This window comes from Aeromonas sp. s11, assembly GCF_040907945.1.
In the GTDB taxonomy this organism is placed as follows: Bacteria; Pseudomonadota; Gammaproteobacteria; order Enterobacterales; family Aeromonadaceae; genus Aeromonas; species Aeromonas veronii.
Window position 1 is genome coordinate 1 of sequence record NZ_JBFOCU010000025.1, and the last position, 18465, is coordinate 18465.

General features: G+C 57.1%; 13 protein-coding genes. 8 read left to right on the top strand and 5 right to left on the bottom strand.

Annotation, left to right across the window (positions count from 1 at the left end; translation table 11 throughout):
* Positions 1 to 108: 108 nt before the first annotated feature.
* Positions 109 to 1140 carry an IS630-like element ISAhy2 family transposase gene (locus tag AB5Y84_RS07530; protein WP_001809438.1) on the top strand — a complete coding sequence of 344 codons (1032 nt, stop codon included), beginning with the start codon at positions 109 to 111 and terminating at the stop codon, positions 1138 to 1140.
* 196 nt (positions 1141 to 1336) lie between these two features.
* Here the strand turns inward: AB5Y84_RS07530 and AB5Y84_RS07535 are convergent, their stop codons facing one another.
* Entirely contained in the window at positions 1337 to 1924 is a 588-nt protein-coding gene (locus AB5Y84_RS07535) for a single-stranded DNA-binding protein (protein WP_005340181.1), read from the bottom strand.
* A 359-nt stretch (positions 1925 to 2283) separates the two neighbouring features.
* On the opposite strand from AB5Y84_RS07535, the gene uvrA reads away from it, so the two are divergent.
* From uvrA to AB5Y84_RS07560, 5 genes are all read left to right on the top strand, one after another.
* The gene (uvrA, locus tag AB5Y84_RS07540; protein ID WP_064341415.1) at positions 2284 to 5112 is read left to right on the top strand and encodes an excinuclease ABC subunit UvrA; all 2829 of its coding nucleotides are present in this window, start codon (positions 2284 to 2286) and stop codon (positions 5110 to 5112) included.
* Between the two features lie 121 nt (positions 5113 to 5233).
* On the top strand, positions 5234 to 6907 hold the full coding sequence (locus AB5Y84_RS07545) for a diguanylate cyclase (protein ID WP_368176707.1): 1674 nt from the start codon (positions 5234 to 5236) through the stop codon (positions 6905 to 6907).
* Positions 6908 to 7365: 458 nt separating this feature from the next.
* The gene (locus tag AB5Y84_RS07550; RefSeq protein WP_193860638.1) at positions 7366 to 7980 is read left to right on the top strand and encodes an OmpW family outer membrane protein; all 615 of its coding nucleotides are present in this window, start codon (positions 7366 to 7368) and stop codon (positions 7978 to 7980) included.
* Positions 7981 to 8202: 222 nt separating this feature from the next.
* Positions 8203 to 10182 (top strand): methyl-accepting chemotaxis protein, encoded by a 1980-nt coding sequence (locus tag AB5Y84_RS07555; RefSeq protein ID WP_368176708.1) that lies wholly within the window; start codon positions 8203 to 8205, stop codon positions 10180 to 10182.
* A gap of 8 nt (positions 10183 to 10190) precedes the next feature.
* Positions 10191 to 11660: an ABC transporter substrate-binding protein gene (locus tag AB5Y84_RS07560; RefSeq protein WP_368176709.1), complete on the top strand. Its 1470-nt coding sequence runs from the start codon at positions 10191 to 10193 to the stop codon at positions 11658 to 11660.
* A gap of 73 nt (positions 11661 to 11733) precedes the next feature.
* Here the strand turns inward: AB5Y84_RS07560 and AB5Y84_RS07565 are convergent, their stop codons facing one another.
* On the bottom strand, positions 11734 to 12534 hold the full coding sequence (locus tag AB5Y84_RS07565; RefSeq protein ID WP_368176710.1) for a GNAT family N-acetyltransferase: 801 nt from the start codon (positions 12532 to 12534) through the stop codon (positions 11734 to 11736).
* 329 nt (positions 12535 to 12863) lie between these two features.
* Here AB5Y84_RS07565 and metF point away from each other — a divergent pair, with 329 nt between their 5' ends.
* The gene (metF, locus tag AB5Y84_RS07570) at positions 12864 to 13754 is read left to right on the top strand and encodes a methylenetetrahydrofolate reductase (RefSeq protein WP_005340191.1); all 891 of its coding nucleotides are present in this window, start codon (positions 12864 to 12866) and stop codon (positions 13752 to 13754) included.
* Between the two features lie 69 nt (positions 13755 to 13823).
* Here the strand turns inward: metF and AB5Y84_RS07575 are convergent, their stop codons facing one another.
* The gene (locus AB5Y84_RS07575) at positions 13824 to 14888 is read right to left on the bottom strand and encodes a DUF3103 family protein (RefSeq protein ID WP_108541792.1); all 1065 of its coding nucleotides are present in this window, start codon (positions 14886 to 14888) and stop codon (positions 13824 to 13826) included.
* Positions 14889 to 15010: 122 nt separating this feature from the next.
* Positions 15011 to 16186, bottom strand: coding sequence for a benzoate/H(+) symporter BenE family transporter (locus AB5Y84_RS07580; protein WP_368176711.1), 1176 nt, complete (start codon positions 16184 to 16186; stop codon positions 15011 to 15013).
* Between the two features lie 119 nt (positions 16187 to 16305).
* Between AB5Y84_RS07580 and AB5Y84_RS07585 the strand changes: the two genes are divergently transcribed.
* Positions 16306 to 16875: a helix-turn-helix domain-containing protein gene (locus AB5Y84_RS07585; protein WP_368176712.1), complete on the top strand. Its 570-nt coding sequence runs from the start codon at positions 16306 to 16308 to the stop codon at positions 16873 to 16875.
* Positions 16876 to 16891: 16 nt separating this feature from the next.
* Here AB5Y84_RS07585 and AB5Y84_RS07590 read toward each other — a convergent pair whose 3' ends face one another.
* Complete coding sequence (locus AB5Y84_RS07590; RefSeq protein ID WP_368176713.1) at positions 16892 to 18088, bottom strand: NnrS family protein; 1197 nt, start codon at positions 18086 to 18088, stop codon at positions 16892 to 16894.
* Between the last annotated feature and the right edge of the window lie 377 nt (positions 18089 to 18465).

Below are 18465 nucleotides of genomic sequence, written 5' to 3' on the forward strand. Positions count from 1 at the left end.
TAAATAGCTGTTCCGAATAGTAGATCACCGGAGGAAGGGAACTCAGTCCAGTTTGTGCGATCTGATTAGTCGCTAAACAAAACAAGCCACACCCAAAGGACTGAGTTGATGCCTATCCTACCACCTCTGCCACGACCACAACGGCGCCGCATTCACAAAATCATCCATGCCACCCGTGATAAAGGACATGCTCGTCGCTTGATGGCCATCTTGCTGTTACATGAAGGACGCACGATCACCGATGTTCATCACCTTACCGGCGCTGCGCGCTCGACCATCGGTCGTTGGCTTCGGTGGTATCGAGATGAAGGCATAGATGCGCTAGAAGCCTTACCGGCTGGCCGTGCCCCAGTCTTACCTATCGCCAAGATTGTCACCTTACTGGTGCTGCTCATGCAGTTTTCTCCGCAAGATTTTGGTTATCAGCGCAGCCGTTGGTGTACTGAACTATTGGCTATAAAAATCAATCGGTTAACAGGGCTCAATGTGGCAGCCTCCACGCTCCGCCGATGGTTACCTCGTATGGGCATTGTCTGGCGCAGGCCCGTGCCGACCTTGCGGATAAAAGACCCAGCCTATCAGGAAAAAATGGCGAATATCGACGCCGCGCTGGCCCGCTGTGATGCCGATAATCCGGTGTTTTATGAGGATGAAGTCGATATAGACCTCAATCCCAAATTAGGAGCCGACTGGATGTTCAGAGCGCAGCAAAAGCGGGTTGTCACACCGGGGCAGAATGCCAAGCATTATCTGGCAGGCGTTCTCCACGCAGGCAACGGAAGGGTACTTTACGTCAGCGGGATCAAGAAAAACTCATCGCTGTTTATTGCCATGCTGGAAAAGCTGCGCCACCACTACCGACGAGCCAAAACCATCACGTTGATCCTCGATAACTACATCATTCACAAAAGCAAACAGACCGAGCGATGGTTGAAGAAGAATCCCAAGTTCTGCCTGGTGTTCCAGCCAGTTTACAGCCCTTGGGTTAATCACATAGAACGGCTATGGCACAAGTTACATGAAACCATCACGCGCAATCATCAATGCAGAGGGATGGCAAACCTGCTGGCCCGAGTGAAACACTTCATGGATACCGTGTCTCCTTTCCCGGGGAATGGCTATGGCACAGCGAAGGTGTAGCACTATTGGGATCAGTTATTTAGCTTGTACACTGTGCATCCTAATCTTACATTTTCCTCATACATAAAGTTATAGTGCTGAAAATCGCGATGGCAAGTGAAATGCAAAAATAAAAAAACCCAGCATTTCTGCTGGGTTGCTTTGCACTCAAGATGGTGAAAGTGATTTATTCTTACACTTTCATCTTTTACAAGATCTAGAACGGGATATCGTCGTCGAAATCCATCGGCGGCTCGTTATATACCGGCGGCGCAGATTGCGGCTGCTGGGCAGGACGGCCATAACCGCCTTGCGGCTGCATGTTCTGCTGCGGAGCTGGCGCCGGGCGCTGCTGATTCATCGGCTGCTGGGCAGGCATGCTCTGCTGCGGCTGACCCCAGTTACCCTGGGATTGGCCACCCATGTTTTGGCCCATACCCTGACCGCCTTGCGGACGACCACCCAGCATCTGCATCACGCCAGTGAAGCTGTCGACCAGCACTTCAGTGGTGTAGCGCTCCTGGCCGCTCTGATCTTGCCATTTGCGGGTTTGCAGTTTGCCTTCCACATAGACCTGGGAGCCCTTCTTCAGGTACTCGCCAGCCACTTCGGCCAGCTTGCCCATGAAGACAACTCGGTGCCATTCGGTACGCTCTTTCTGCTCACCGGTCTGCTTGTCGCGCCAGGTTTCAGAGGTAGCCAGAGTAATGTTGGTCACAGCACCGCCACTCGGCATGTAGCGTACTTCCGGGTCTTGCCCGAGGTTACCGATCAGAATGACTTTATTGATGCCTCGACTGGCCATAATCTCTCTTCCACCTTTATATTCCGGCCAGGCAAAGCCTGGGCCCACTAAATTCGTTACCGCGCTTTTTGCATGACCATGTCGTTATCATATTGAACAGCATGGTTTTTCTATAACTGTTACAGCAATCAGAGTGTTATCTGATCCAAGTTTAGCTGCCAATAGTAACAGCTGATCACTCTGCGGGCGAGCGCTTGCTGGTGTGGAGTGGGGGCAAACGCGTCGTCTTGGTCAGGGTGTGGCGAAGGGGCTATCCATCGTAAAAAAGGATAACTGCGATAGATAATGCCTGTCTATTCATCCAGTAGTCTCTATGCCATACTGACTCGCTCAGGTTTCTGTATCGAGCGTGCAACAAGATGGAAAAGATCGTGGTCCGGGGTGCTCGCACCCACAACCTCAAGAACATCAATCTGACCCTGCCCCGCGACAAGCTGATCGTGGTGACCGGCCTCTCCGGTTCGGGCAAATCATCTCTGGCGTTCGATACCCTCTATGCCGAGGGGCAGCGCCGCTATGTGGAGTCACTCTCCGCCTATGCCCGCCAGTTCCTCTCCTTGATGGAGAAGCCGGACGTCGACCATATCGAGGGGCTTTCGCCCGCCATCTCCATCGAGCAGAAGTCCACCTCCCACAACCCGCGCTCGACCGTCGGCACCATCACCGAGATCTACGACTACCTGCGTCTGCTGTTTGCCCGAGTCGGTGAGCCCCGCTGTCCGACCCACGCCATTCCGCTCGCCGCCCAGACCATCAGCCAGATGGTGGATCAGGTGCTGGCTCAACCGGAGGGGAGCAAGCTGATGCTGCTGGCCCCGGTGGTACGCGATCGCAAGGGGGAGCACACCAAGCTGCTGGAGAATCTGGCGGCCCAGGGCTACATCCGTGCCCGTATCGACGGCGAGGTGTGCGATCTCTCAGATCCTCCGACTCTGGAGCTGCACAAGAAGCACACCATCGAGGTGGTGGTGGATCGCTTCAAGGTGCGCGAGGATCTGGCGCTGCGTTTGGCCGAGTCGTTCGAGACGGCGCTGACCCTCTCTGGCGGCATCGTACTGGTGGTACCGATGGACGGTGAAGAGGGGGTTGCCCCCATGACCTTCTCCGCCAACTTCGCCTGCCCGGAGTGCGGCTACTCCATGTCGGAGCTGGAGCCGCGCATCTTCTCCTTCAACAACCCGGCCGGAGCCTGCCCGACCTGCGATGGCCTCGGGGTGCAGCAATATTTCGATCCGGCCAAGGTGATCGGCGATCCGGCCATCAGTCTGGCCAACGGCGCTATCCGTGGTTGGGACAAGCGCAGCTTCTACTACTTCCAGATGCTCAAATCCCTCTCCGAGCACTACAAGTTCGATCTGGAGACGCCGTGGGAAGATCTGCCGGTCAAGACCCAGGAGGTGATCCTGCGCGGCTCAGGTCGTACCGAGATCGAGTTCCGCTACATGAACGACCGCGGCGATGTGGTGGTGCGCAAGCACCCGTTCGAGGGGATCCTGCACAACATGGAGCGGCGCTACCGAGAAACCGAGTCCAACTCGGTGCGTGAAGAGCTCTCCAAGTACATCGCCAACAAATCCTGTACCAGCTGCGGTGGCAGCCGACTGCGGGAAGAGGCGCGTCACGTCTTCGTCGACAACCGCAACCTGCCGGCCATTGCCGAGCAGTCCATCGGCGATGCGCTCGCCTTCTTCGAGGGGCTTAACCTCACCGGCCAGCGCGCCCAGATTGCCGAGAAGATATTGAAAGAGATCGTCGAGCGGCTCGGCTTCCTGGTGAACGTCGGTCTCAACTATCTGAGCCTGTCCCGCAGTGCCGAGACCCTCTCAGGCGGCGAAGCGCAGCGCATCCGACTGGCCAGCCAGATCGGGGCCGGGCTGGTGGGCGTCATGTACGTACTGGACGAGCCCTCCATCGGTCTGCATCAGCGCGACAACGAGCGGTTGCTCAAGACCCTCACCCATCTGCGCGATCTCGGCAACACGGTGATCGTGGTGGAGCACGACGAGGATGCCATTCGCCTCGCCGACCATGTGCTGGATATCGGCCCGGGGGCGGGTGTACACGGTGGCGAGATTGTTGCGCAGGGCACCCCCCAGCAGATTATCGACAATCCGGAATCGCTGACCGGTGACTACCTCTCCGGTCGCAAGCAGATCGCCATTCCGGCCGAGCGCACGCCGCTCACCGGCAAGTGGTTGAAACTCAAGGGGGCAAGCGGCAACAACTTGCGCAACGTCAATCTTGATCTGCCCATCGGGGTGATGACCTGCGTCACTGGCGTCTCCGGCTCCGGCAAGTCGACCCTGATCAACGACACCCTGTTCCGCATCGCTCATCGCGAGCTCAACAAGGCCACCGAGTCCACCCCGGCACCCTATCGCAGCGTCGAGGGGCTGGAGCATCTGGACAAGGTGGTGGATATCGACCAGAGTCCCATCGGTCGTACCCCGCGCTCCAACCCGGCCACCTATACCGGTTTGTTCACTCCGATCCGCGAGTTGCTCTCCGGCACCCAGGAGGCGCGTTCGCGCGGCTACCAGCCGGGCCGCTTCTCCTTCAACGTGAAGGGGGGCCGCTGCGAGGCGTGCCAGGGGGATGGCGTCATCAAGGTGGAGATGCACTTCCTGCCGGATGTCTACGTGCCGTGCGACGTCTGCAAGGGCAAGCGCTACAACCGCGAGACCCTGGAGGTGAAGTACAAGGGCAAGAACATCCACGAAATCCTCGAGATGACGGTGGAAGATGCTCGCGAGTTCTTCGATCCGGTGCCGGCAGTGGCGCGCAAGCTGCAGACCCTGATGGACGTGGGCCTCTCCTATATCCGTCTCGGCCAGTCTGCTACTACCTTGTCGGGCGGCGAGGCGCAGCGGGTCAAGCTGGCGCGCGAGCTCTCCAAGCGGGATACCGGTCAGACTCTATACATTCTGGATGAGCCGACCACCGGGCTGCATTTTCACGATATCCAGCAACTGCTCAAGGTGCTGCACCAGCTGCGGGATCGCGGTAACACCATCGTCATCATCGAGCACAATCTGGATGTGGTAAAAACTGCCGACTGGATCGTCGATTTGGGACCGGAGGGCGGCGCCGGTGGTGGCCGCATTCTGGTGACGGGGACGCCGGAAGAGATTTGCACCAATAAAGAGTCTCATACAGCTCGTTTTTTACGACCGCTATTGGCGCGATAAGCCGTTATAATCGAGGGGCCTTTGGCCCCTTTTTGTTATAAAAATCGGGAGCATAGGGGGAAGCTCGTCAAGTGTGGGCAGGCTTGGCATCTCAGCATCATGGTAATGGATATATCGGGTTATGGCTCAGGCTCCGCGCACGATTGATCATCAGTTAGCTTACTCCATGTTCCCCATCTGGCTGGGGGCGATCCTGCTATTGCTGGTTCTGTTGGCATGGGCCCAGATCCCGGCCGCCAGCCGGATTGAGGAGCAACGAATGAAGGAGCATCTGCTGCGCGTGACCAAGGCGGTGCAGGCGGATGTGGCAGCCCTGGATGCATTCAGTCGGGATTGGGGCATCTGGGATGACAGTCACCGTTTTATGGACAACAAAAGCAGGGGGTACATCGAATCCAACCTGTTCAGTGATATGCCGATGCGGGATTTTAGTCTCAACCTGATGAGCTTCATGGATCTCACCGGCTACGAAATCTGGACGCGCACCCTGCTACCCGATGCGCCGGGGATCAATCCGGACCAGTTTCCCTACTTCCTTGATGAACTGAAAAAGCAGTTAAGGGCACGCTCGGTGGCGCACGGGGGCATCAATCTGCACGGGATCCGTGCTTCCCAGTGGGGGCCGCTGATGTACTCGTGGCAGCCGATCAGAAACAGTGACGAGTCGGCACCGTTCAACGGTTTCTTGCTGGTTGTACGTTGGCTCGACAAGGCCTATCTCGAGCAGGTATCGGAGCGTACCGCACTGCCTCTGGCGATTTCCCACGCCAATCTGGATGTCACCGCTACCTTCAAACCACTGAAACCGCAAATAACGTATCGCCTGATCGACCTTGGGCTCACCCGGCTCAGGGGAGAGGTGCGACTGCTCAACAGCGATAACCAGCCGGTGCTGACTCTGGTGATTGAGGAGGAGAGAAAGATCTTGAGTGGCGTCATGGAGGGGGCGCTCTGGACCTTTATCGGCATGCTGTTTATCAGTTTTATCTGCGTCATGATCGCCATGTATCGGCTCAATAGCATTGTGCTTACTCCGTTGCAGCAGCTGGTGTCGGCGCTGCAACGCTTTGGCGATCGGCCAGATGCCACCTTGATCCCCTATATCGACAGCAGCGCCGAGATGGCGACCCTGAGCGGCAAGTTCAAGGAGATGGCCAGCAAGGTCAGTCAGCAACACGATGATTTGTTGGAAAAATCTAGCCAGATGGAGATGGCTGCATTCACCGACCCCTTGACCCGTTGTTTCAATCGTCGCTATCTCGATGGTTGGTTGCAGGCCAACCGGGCCAAACCTTGTCTGTTATTGCTGCTGGATCTGGATCATTTCAAGCGGATCAATGACCGCCTTGGCCATGACATCGGGGATCTGGTGCTGAAACAGCTGGCGGATCTGCTGCGCAAGGTGGTGATAGGAGAGCGCGAGCCGATCATCCGGTTGGGCGGGGAGGAGTTCTTGTTGCTGTTGCAGGTGGATGACGAGCAAGAGTTGGCGCTGCGGGTCGAATATCTGCGACAGCGTGTCGCTCAGCATCGCTTTGGCAGAGAGGATGCGCCACTCTGGTTGACGGTGTCGCTGGGATTTTGCCGCTATCCGTTGCACCCGGAGTGTCCGGATTCATTCTGGAGTCACAGCTTCAAACTGGCGGACATGGCGCTGTACCAGGCCAAAGTCGGCGGGCGAAATCGGTGGTTTGGCTATGCTGGTACCCTCTCTGCGGAGGGCATGGGCCAGACTCCGGAACAGCTTGCCGAAGGGGGAGATATCACCCTGCTGCACTCTGTCAATCCGGATTAACCCTGCCGTACCAATACCAGATAGGCCAGGGCGACAATAAAACCAAGCAGGATAAAGAGAAAGGATCCGATTCCCCACACGGCCGCGAGAAAGGCCCCCACCTTTTGCCATTTCGACTCATTTTTCATAAATAAACCATTACTTCCCAGTAACTTTCATGGCGCAAAAAATACGCTGATTTGCCCATGTTAACAACAATTAATAGCCGCTCTGCCGCGCAATAAGGTGTGGTTTGTTTGCTCCTTTTGGCGCTGGGTGCGGGTAGTTGCAACCTGTCGAAACAGGTATTTCGGCTTGTTGTCTGGGGACTCAACGAGATTGGGATGGCGCGCAAAGATGTCACACCAATCGATTTATTTCTGTGCAACCTTTGCTCCAAGTCAATAACTTTGCATTTACAAGGGCATATAGTCAGCGGGCTTACAGCATCAAATGAAAACAAAAAAAGGGATTACGTGATGAAAAAATTACTTCCTCTGATGATTGCCGCTGCAGTGACCTCTCCTTTCGCCATGGCCCATCAGGCTGGTGATATTCTGGTTCGTGGTGGATTGGCTATCGTTTCTCCTCAGGAGAGCAGTGATGATGTGCTTAACACTGGTGAGTTTCAGATTGATAGCAATCAACAGCTTGGCCTGACCCTCGGTTATATGATCACCGACAACTGGGGGGTTGAGTTGCTGGCTGCAACCCCGTTCTCCCATCGTGTGAGCACTGCTGGATTGGGAGAAATTGCCAAAGTTAAGCACCTGCCGCCTACCCTGATGGGTCAATACTACTTCGGTGATGCCAAGAGCAAGGTTCGTCCTTATGTTGGTGTCGGTATCAACTACACCACCTTCTTTGACGAGAAGGGTGTTGGCAAACTGGATGGCGCCAATATCAGTCTTGATGACTCATGGGGATTGGCGGGCCAGGTTGGTATCGATATGGCTGTGACCGACCGCTGGTTTGTGAACGGTTCTGCCTGGATTATGGACATTGACACTGATGTCAAAGTCGATGGCGTTGGCACTTTTAAAACACATATCGACCCGATGGCCTTTATGGTGGGTGTTGGCTACCGCTTCTAATGATTCTGACTGCGGTTCTGAACGGACCGCGGAAGATAGCAAAGTACGTCTCTTTCAGCCCGGCTTGTGCCGGGCTTTTTTCGTATGGCTGATTTTGTCTGTACTGTGATCCAACCCGATACAAATCAATTAAATACCTGCCGCTTTATTTCAGTTATTCGCCACCCCTGCCGATAGTGACTATGTTCACTTTACCTTCCCCCAATGAGTGAGGATGTCTCCATGGGCTTATCTATCGTGCAGCGGATCATCGCCGGATTCGTGTTGATGCTGCTGTTGCTGATCCTGCTTGGTGTGATCAGTACCTTTAAAATCAAGGGTATAAATGACGGCCTCTCTGCCGTATCTGACCGGGCAACCCCGCTGGTAGTGGCTGTCGCAGGTCTCAAGGGGGCACTGCAGGATAGTAACCGCTGGGTGCTGGTCTACCGCACCAGTGAAGATGCTGCCCAGTTGCCGCAGCTGGCCAATCAGTTCAAGGCGCAGCAGAACCGCTTCGCCCAGCTGAGTCAGGAGATGGGTAAATTTACCGACGTAGCGGATGCTCGTGCCCGCTTCCAGCAGGTCGAGAGTGCTACCACCCAATTTTATGGCTTGGCGGATCAGGTGTTGGCCCAGCATCGGCAGTGGGTCAGTGCACTGGAGCAGCGCCACAAGTTGGAGATGGAATTTATCCGCCTTGAGGATACCTACCAGTGGGCGGCGGATTTGCTGCTGCAACAGACCGCCAGCAAGCGCTCCATGCGCAACAAGGCGGAGCTTATTACCTCGGGTATCGCCCGCGACCTGAAGAATATCCGCCGTGCCGATGCCAAAACCGACCTGAACGAGCTGGAAAAGGTGTTGAGCAAGGACATCGAGATGGCCCGCAAGCGGTTGGTGCGGGTGCTGGTGCCCGATGATGTGAAAGCGCGGTTTGTCTCCAATCTGGATCGGATGCAGGAGCTGGCACTTGGCGCTCAGGGCTTGCTGGCAACCATGCGTCAGGCTCAGCAACTGGCGCTGTCGCTGGCCACGCAAAATCAGCAGCTGGATGCCAGTCTGGTCAACAGCCTCAATTTGCTCGATGAGATGGGCAAGTCCGCCGGGGCCATTGCCAGCGACAGCCGGATCAATGCCGATGCAGCGGTCAGTAGCGCCAGCTTCTGGATCCTGGTGGTTGCCGCGATGTCGGCCGCTGCGGCGCTGGTGATCGGTTATACCACGGCGCGCAGCATTCAGCGCCCGTTGCAGATGATCAACAAGGAGCTCGATTACATGGCGGCCGGCGACATGACCCGCCGCATCAACTACCGCAGCAGTTGCGAATTTGGCAGCCTTTCCCGCTCTATCGATACGCTGGCGGGCAAGACCGGCGAGCTGCTCTCTCAAATCAATGCAGGCTCCCGCCATCTGGTGGATGAAGCGAGCCGCGCCGCCGAGATCAGCGAACGGGCCATGTCCCGGGTACAGGAGCAGAAGAGCCAGACCGATCAGGTGGCCGCCGCCATTACCGAGCTGGAAGTGAGCGCCACCGAGGTGGCCCGCTCTACCGATGACACCAAGCGCGAAGTGGATCTGGCCGATGACGAGGCACGCAGTGGCCGCCAGAAAGTGGCCACCACTCGCCGGATCACCGAGCAGCTGGCTGGCGCCATGGAAGAGGCGGTCGGGATCACCTACAAACTTGGGGAATTCAGTAACAACATCGGCAGCATTCTCGATGTGATCCGCAGCATTGCCGAGCAGACCAACCTGCTGGCGTTGAACGCCGCCATCGAAGCGGCCCGTGCTGGCGATGCAGGTCGCGGTTTTGCGGTGGTGGCCGATGAGGTACGGGCGCTGGCCAATCGCACCCAGACTTCGACCGAAGAGATCCAGGGGATGATTGAGAACCTGCAAAGCTCCAGCAAGCATGTGGTTGAAGTGATGGGGCGTAGCCAGGAGCAGACCCAGAGCTGTGTCGAGCAGACTCGCGAGATGGATGTGGCGCTGCAATCCATTGCCGATCGGATGGGGGCCATCAAATCGATGGCTGATCAGGTGGCCCATGCCGCTCAGGAGCAGATCTCCGTCAGTCAGGGGGTCGCTCGTCATATCGCCGGTATTGCCGATGTGGCATACGAGACCGAGCGGGAGGCGCGCGAATCCGCCAGCAGTAGCGAAGTGCTGGCCGACCTGGTCGCCAAACAGCAGCAATTGATCGCACATTTCAAGGTCTAGGAGGGCTTATGTCTAAAAAGTGGATTGGAGCCCTGAGTCTCCTGTTGTGTGGCCAGCTGATGGCCAGCGAGCTGGTGATTGAAAGCTGGCGAACCGATGACAAGGCGTTGTGGGAGCAGAAGATTATCCCGGCGTTTGAAGCGGCGCATCCCGGCATCAAGGTGAGTTTTCATCCGGTGCAAAACGTCAACTACATGCCCACCCTGTGGGAGAGCCTGAAAGGGGGCAAGGCGGGGGATCTCATTACCTGTCGTCCGTTTGATGACTCGCTCGCCCTGTTCAAGGCGGGCCATCTGGCCGAGCTGACAGAAATGGCAGGGATGGAGAACTTCCCGAGTTTTGCCCAGTCACCCTGGCAGACTGACTCCGGAGCCCAGACCTTCTGCGTCCCCATGGCCTCGGTGATCCATGGCTTCTTCTATAACAAGAAGATCTTCAGTGAGTTGGGACTCACCTTGCCGCAAACCCGCGATCAGTTCTTCGCCGTGCTGGACAAGATCAAGGCCGACGGGCGCTATGTGCCGCTGGCCATGAGTGGTTCCGAGAGCTGGGTTGCCTCCGAGCTGGGGTTCCAGAACATTGGCCCCAACTACTGGAAGGGGGAGGACGGCCGTCTTGCACTGATCGGCGGGCAGGAGCGGCTGGACAACCCGCAATATGTGAAGGTGTTCGACGAGCTGGCCCGCTGGCGTTCCTACCTCGGTGAAGGTGGCGAGAGCCGCGATTATGCGACCAGTAACGAGCTGTTCACTTCGGGCAAGGCCGCCTTCTACGTGGCGGGCTCCTGGGAGATTGCCCCCTTCACCGGCAAGGTCGATTTTGGCGTCATGCGTCCGCCGGTGGCCAAACAGGGTGATGGCTGTTTCTTTACCGACCACACCGATATCGGTATGGGGATGAATCCGGCCAGCAAGAACAAAGAGGGGGCAATGGCCTTCCTGCAATGGCTGACGACGCCGCAATTTGCCGAGCTCTATACCAACTCGCTGCCGGGATTCTTCTCCCTCTCCAACCACTTTTTCGATGTCACCAATCCGGCGGCCAAAGAGATGATGGAGTGGCGCGATCAGTGTGACTCCACCATTCGGGTCGCGACCCAGATCCTCTCCCGTGGTACGCCCAAGTTGGGGGATGAGCTGGCCGAGGTGAGTCAGGCTGTGTTGCTCGGCAAGATGGAACCCAAGGCTGCCGCAGAACGACTGGAAAGTGGCTTGAAGGGCTGGTATGCCCCTCATCAGGGCAACAAGGCCAAGAGCGCGGATTGTCAGTGTGATGCGGTTGCCCCTGCTCCTGTTGCAGCGCCGACGACTGAGGTGTCCGCAGCTCCCGCGACCACTGAAACATCGGCCGTGGTGTCACCTGCTGTGACTCCCGCAGAACCCGCATCAGCGGCCGCTGCCCCATTATCGGCGCCGTCGGATGAGGTGGAGCAGGCGCTCTCCAACGAGCTGGAGGCGCCACAGCAGCCACAGCAATAGGTCATCTGCATCAATAAGAGCGGGAGGCATCAGCCTCCCGTTTTTTTATGGCTCGCGGCCAGCATGTATCGCTTTATTGTGCTTCGTGGGGCCAGCGGCAGAGGCTGCCGATGCGGGCAACCGGGGCAAACCCCAAAGAGCGGTAAATGCGCTGAGCATGGTAGTGTTCGTCTGCCACTATGATTAGCTGTTTGGTGCGGGACAATCCTGCGCGAGCCACTTGACTCAGCAGCTGGCGGCATAACCCCTGGTTGCGCCACGCATGGTGCGTGCGTACCAACTGGAAGCGCCCAAGTGTGCCGCAAAAGAAGAGGCCACAGCTAGCGACCAGTTGTCCCTCTTGCCAGATCCCCCACCAGTCCCCGAGACCATCGGCAATCATGGCCTGATAGAGCGCCTGGCGGGATCGCAGATAGGGGAGATAGCTCTGTTCCGAGTGCCCCTCATCCCGCTCATGGAGTTCGAAGTCGAGCCACTCAGGCCAATCAGCAGTGGTGAAAGTACGAGCGTCAACCTTGTTCATGTCGTCGTGAGGGGGTGGGCAGCTCTGTTCATCCAGCGCCAGCACCACGCACTCCATATATTGGTAACCCGTTGCGACAAAACCGGCGATCCGGCTGTTTTGTCCGGCCGCCAGTGGCCATTGGAAGGTGCGGTGGCGCACTCGAGGATCCTGGCCGATCAGCTGATCAAATGTGGCTTCCAGCCAGCCTTTGTCACGGTCGCTGGGGGGGGTGGGGAGTAGCAGGTAGTTGCCGAAGTAGTAATCGGGAGCATCCGGCGTGCGAACCGCCCAGAACTGATCGTGCTGAACAACCTCGCCCTGATAGCGATCGAACAGCAAGTCGGTGGCAAAGCCGGGATGGGTATCCATGATGGTGCTCCTGCAAAGACTCATTCTGTTATCGGCAGGAGTGGGAAATAGATGAAAAGGGGCCGGAGAAACCTCCGGCCAAACAATCACACGCAGATTCAGAACGTCCAGGACGATCTGCCCCCATCATAACTCGACTGGGGCAATTTTGGGATGGGCACTTTTCGGTTACGTACCGTTAATTTTGTAAATATGAAGTTCGTCAGATCGGATGTGAGGTAAATCTCTGTTGACTTTGTGTCGTTTTACTCATAAATATAAAGACGTTTAGACGTCCAAACATCCGTTTTGACGTAGGCAGATGGATTGCAGGACAGGGAGAAGATCAGATGGGATTTCACAGTGCACGTCAGGTTGAGGCGCTCAACCAGAGCTTGGCAGATTTGAATGGCGATATATCGGTCAGTTTCGAGTTTTTTCCGCCCAACAGTGAAGGAATGGAGAATACCCTCTGGCAGTCCATCGAACGGCTGAAAGTGCTGGAACCCAAGTTCGTCTCCGTCACCTATGGCGCCAACTCTGGCACCCGTGATCGCACCCACAAGGTGATCAAGGACATTAAGGAGCGCACTGGCCTGATTGCCGCGCCGCACCTGACCTGTATCGATGCCAGTCGCGACGAGCTGCGCACCATCGCCCGCGACTACTGGAACAGCGGTATTCGTCATATCGTGGCTCTGCGCGGTGATTTGCCGCAGGGGCTGGAGAAACCGGATATGTATGCCACCGACCTGGTTGCCCTGCTCAAGTCGGAGGCTGACTTCGATATCTCGGTTGCCGCCTATCCGGAAGGGCACCCGGAGGCCAAGAGTGCGCAATCCGACCTGCTCAACCTCAAGCGCAAGATTGATGCCGGTGCCAACCGCGCCATCACTCAGTTCTTCTTCGATGTGGAAACGTATTTGCGCTTTCGGGATCGCTGCGCCGCCATCGGCATCGATGCTGAAATCGTGCCGGGGATCCTGCCGGTCTCCAACTATCAGACCCTGGCCAAGTTTGCCGGTTTTACCAACGTGAAGATCCCGCGCTGGATGCATCAGCGTTTCGAGGGACTGGATAACGATCAGATGACCCGCAATCTGGTGGGGGCAAGCATCGCCATCGATCAGGTGCGCGTGCTGAGCCAGGAAGGAGTGAAGGATTTCCACTTCTATACCCTGAACCGCTCCGAGCTGACTTATGCCATCTGCCATACTCTGGGGGTTCGTCCCAAGGGTTGACCGGTGGTCACCGCGATAAAAGCAAAAAGCCAATGAGTTGCTCATTGGCTTTTTCGTTATGGCCGATTATCAAGGTCTGGTCGGGGCGATCTCTTTTGGCTCAAGATCGATGACCGCATTACCGGCAGCCCCCGGATACTGGCGATAGACCTGATCCTGCTCCAGTGTGTAGAAGGTATCCAGATAGTCGTCGTTGTTGGTCATCCAGGAGTCGGGCAGCGCCTTGACGATGCGACCGCCGAGATCGAGGAAGGGCAGCGCTTCCGGCACGCCACCCGCGGTAAAGCCGAGTTTGAGGGCTTCAATCAGCAGGGCGCTCAGCTCCTTGTAGTTGACGTTGTCATCCTGCTCCATCATCACCACATCGACGGCACCCCAGCGATAGCGATCCCAGTAAACCAGGATCTGGTTGGGGGTGTAGTCTGTGTTGTCATAGTCGAGGTAGGGCATGTCGACAATATCGACCACTGGCTCATCCCGACTGGGATTGACCCCTGCGACCACCGCATACACTTCGGCCGCGCCGAGCAGCCAGGGCTCCTGATCATCCTTCAGTCTGATCTTTTTCAGGATACTGGTCTTGAGTGGCGCCGTGCTGGCCGCCACTCGCGGAGCGCTTTGCAGATCCGCATCGGCCAGCGCCTTGCGCATCACCTTCAAGCCTGCGTTCTTGGCTTTGACGGGATCGGCTTCGACTACCAGAACCGGCCGGGCCGGTGCCTTGTCCACATCCAGATAGACGGGATTGCCAGCGCTGTCGAACGCTTCAATGGCGCTCCAGCTCTTCTCATCCCCACTTGGAACATAGGCGACCAGCGGTTCGACCCCCTGTTGCAGTGCGGCGGCCTGATCGGTGTTGGCCAGCCGCAACTGCATCAGTTGCTTGACCTCGCCATCCAGTCCTTGTCGGCTGATGGCCGCCTGGTTGGCATCGGTCGCCTGCCGCTTAAGGCGCGGGCTGGCCTTCTGCAGCAGGTTGGGAAGCGGGCTCTGGTATTGCTGATTGCTCAGCAGGGGCAGCAGGTTTTTCTGCTGAAGTGCGAGCTGGCGAGCCAGCTCTCGATCCGTATCGGCAGCCTGGACGCTCGTAGCACCCAGTATGGCCAGTAGTAACAAGACAGCCTGATTTTTCATTTTTATTCTCCGTTGCATGGAACCTGACAGGGCACCATGTCCGGGAAGATTGGTGCCCTGGCACCACTAGAAGGAAATTAGTTTCACTTGTGAATCATTTTATCTGGATAGTGTGCAGAGGTTCACGGTTTGAGGTTCAATTGATTCCTTTGTCGATATAATTGGAACTGATAGATAGCCAGACCAATCAGCAGACCCCAGCAGGCTGCCGCGATGCCGAGCAGGCTGATCCCGGACGCGGTAATGATAAAGGTGAGCAGCGCAGCTTCTCGCGCTTCATCCTGTTGCAAAGCCGAGTGCAGGCTGCTGCCGATGGTGCCTAGCAGGGCCAATCCGGCGATGCAGGTGACAAGGGCTGCCGGAAAGGCGCTAAACAGGGTCGCGACGGTCGCGCCGAAGCTGCCGGTCACAAGATAAAAGCAACCCGCCCAAACCGCAGCAGGCCAGCGGCGCTTGGTATCCGGGTCGACCTCTGTGCCCATGCAGATGGCGGCAGTGATGGCGGCCAGATTGAAGGCATAGCCGCCAAAAGGGGCGAGCAGCAGGCCAGTCAGGCCGGTCCAGCTGATCAGCGAGGAGGTGGCAGGCTGATAGCCGTGGGCCCGCAAGATGGCAATTCCCGGCATGTTTTGCGATGTCATTGTGACAATGAACAGCGGCAGCGCGATACCAAACAGAGCATCAAGGGAGAAGGCTGGCCATGTCCAGACCGGGCTGGCGAGTTGCCAGTGTAGAGTTGCCAGCTGCAGATCCCCCCGCATGCTGCAGATCAGCATCCCCACTCCCAGTACCAGCACCATGGTATAGCGGGGCCAGAGATGACGCCCCAACAGGAAAGTCAGCAGCAAGGTACCAAGCAGCAAGGGATCTTGCGGGGCGACCTTGAACAGATCCAGCCCGAATCTGAGCAGCACGCCAGCGAGCATGGCGGCGGCCAGTGGAGCCGGAATATGTTTCATCAAACGGTCGAACCAGCCGCTGATGCCACACAGAGTGATCAGCAGGGACGAGATCACAAAGGCGCCGATGGCTTCCGCCAGAGTGAAGTTGCCCAGCGTGGTGATCAGCAGTGCCGCGCCCGGTGTGGACCAGGCGGTTAGTATGGGTATGCGGTAATAGAGAGAGAGGCCGATGCAGCTCACCCCCATGCCGATCCCCAGCGTCCAGAGCCAGGAGGCAACTTGGGCAGTATCAGCACCCGCTGCCGTGGCGGCCTGGATGATCAGGATGACGGAGCTGGTGTAGCCGACCATAACGGCGATAAAGCCTGCGACCAGATGGGGGAGGGCGAAGGGCATGACTCTTCCTCTTGGCGTTGTGACGCGCTGTACGTTATTACGTACAATACAGTTTTTACTATATCCATGTGCGTTATAGCGCACAAGGCGCATCGTGCAAGAGTAATAAAGAGGCAGTTATGCAAGAGATGAGTCAGCATCTGGCTGCTCGACTGAAGGGGCTGCGCAGCGAGCGCGGCTGGAGCCTGGATGCCGCTGCGCGCGAAACGGGTGTCAGCAAGGCGATGCTGGGGCAGATTGAGCGGGGAGAGTCCAGCCCGACAGTGGCGACGCTGTGGAAGATAGCCACCGGTTTTCGAGTCTCATTTTCCAGTTTCATTGAGCCCACACCCGCAGTGCAGGCAGAGGTGCTCTATCGCACCGCCGATGCCATTCGCCAGCAGCCAGCGGGAGAGGGCATGCAAGTGGCACCGCTCTTCCCTTATGAAAACCGGTTTGGTTTCGAGTTGCTTGAGCTGACCCTGTTGCCGGGTTACCAGCGTGAATCCGAGCCCCATGAGCCGGGAGTGACCGAGCATGTCATCGTCATCAGCGGCATGATGGAGGTGCTGGTGGAAGGGGAGTGGCGCTCATTTGAGCAAGGGGAGGCGGTGCGTTTTGCTGCCGACCGTCCCCACGGTTATCGCAATCTCGGCATAGCCCCGGCTATTTTCCACAATTTGATCCACTATCCGGTGGCAACACCCTGAACACGTTCCGCAGTCATTAACCCGGACGACCATCTGCTCTGGGGCGGATCAGTATCGGGGTATAGACCCAGACAAACAGACCATAGGCAGCGATCCAGGCAAGCGCGCTGAGGTTCCAGCCATGCAGGGTATAAGCAGGCCAGCACAGCGGAATCGCCACCCGCATTGTAGCGGCAGCGATAACCAGGGCGAATGCGCCAGTGATCCTGCGTCCTACCTGCAAGGCCCGACCGCTATGGCCGAGGGAGACTCGCGCAATCATGCCCAGGATCATGGTCCCCATACAGCCTGCGCTGAGCAGGTGACTGGCCATCGACAACGTGATGGGCAGACCCGCACTATGTGCCGCAAGGGCGAGCATGCCAAGAGGGATAAACAGATAGGCGAGATGGAGTGACCACAGCAGGGGATGCGCAAGGGTCGATGGCAGATGCCAACGCAGTTGCCGCCACAGATGCAAACTCGCCGCCACTATATAGAGAGGCACTATATATATGCTGGTGACCCATTGGGTGGGGAGCAGCAGCCAGCAGAGCAAGATAAGCCACAGTGTCGCGAGCGCAGTCCGTTCCAGCCAGAGTAGAGGTGCAGCTTTCTCCTGACCGGTTGCCCGGGCGGTGAAGAACGGAATCACCCTTCCCCCCATCACGGCGATCAGGGTGGTAAACAACAGCACAGTGGTGATCAATAGGTGCTCAACGGTGGTCCAATCGGCCTGCCATAACCAGCTGGCACCATTGAGCAAGGTCATTATCAGCAACAGGGGCACGAAGAATAGATTGCGCCATTGCCGGGTTATCAAGATAGGCTTGGCAAGGAACCAGGCACACAGCGGCAGCCAGAGCAGGTCTGCTACCATCAGGATCATGTTCTCCTCACCCAGCCAGGGTAACAAGGTCCTTGGCAATATCCACAACCCCACCACCATTGCCAATGGCCAGCTCCGAATACCGGGATAGGCCGTCCAGTTCTGCACCGCGGTGAGCAGAAAGCCCGCGACGATGGCTGCCCCGAAACCAAACAGCATTTCATGACCATGCCACCAGATCGGGTTGGCAATCCCGGGCAAGGTAAGCCAACCGTTGAGCTGCCCCAGCCAGAGCAACATGGCGACGGCAGCAAACAGAGCCCCGAACAAGAAGAAGGGTCGGAACCCCAAGCGGAACAGCGGGACGATTTGCTCTTCCTTATGGCTATCGAGGATTTGATGCATGAGGGCATTCCAATTGAACATTTGAGATGGCAATTATAAATTGGCTTTTCAAATGTTCAATTTAAATCCGGCAATAGTCAGGATTGATGCCATTTCGAGCAAAAAAAGAGGTGATTGTTTGATATCTGAGCGAACGAACTTTTTTGCTGAAAAAGCCCTTGTCATCCCAGCGCGGCCCCCTATAATGCGCCCCTACCAGCACGGCGGAACATTCCGGACTGATGAGTCAGCTTCCTAGCGAAGTGGGCGCCGAAAGAAAAGCGAAAACAATCGCTTGACTTTCGAAGTGAGAAGCGTAATATGCGCCTCCTCAACGCGACAAGCGTGACGCTCTTTAACAATTTGAATCAAGCAATCTGTGTGGGCACTCACAGCAT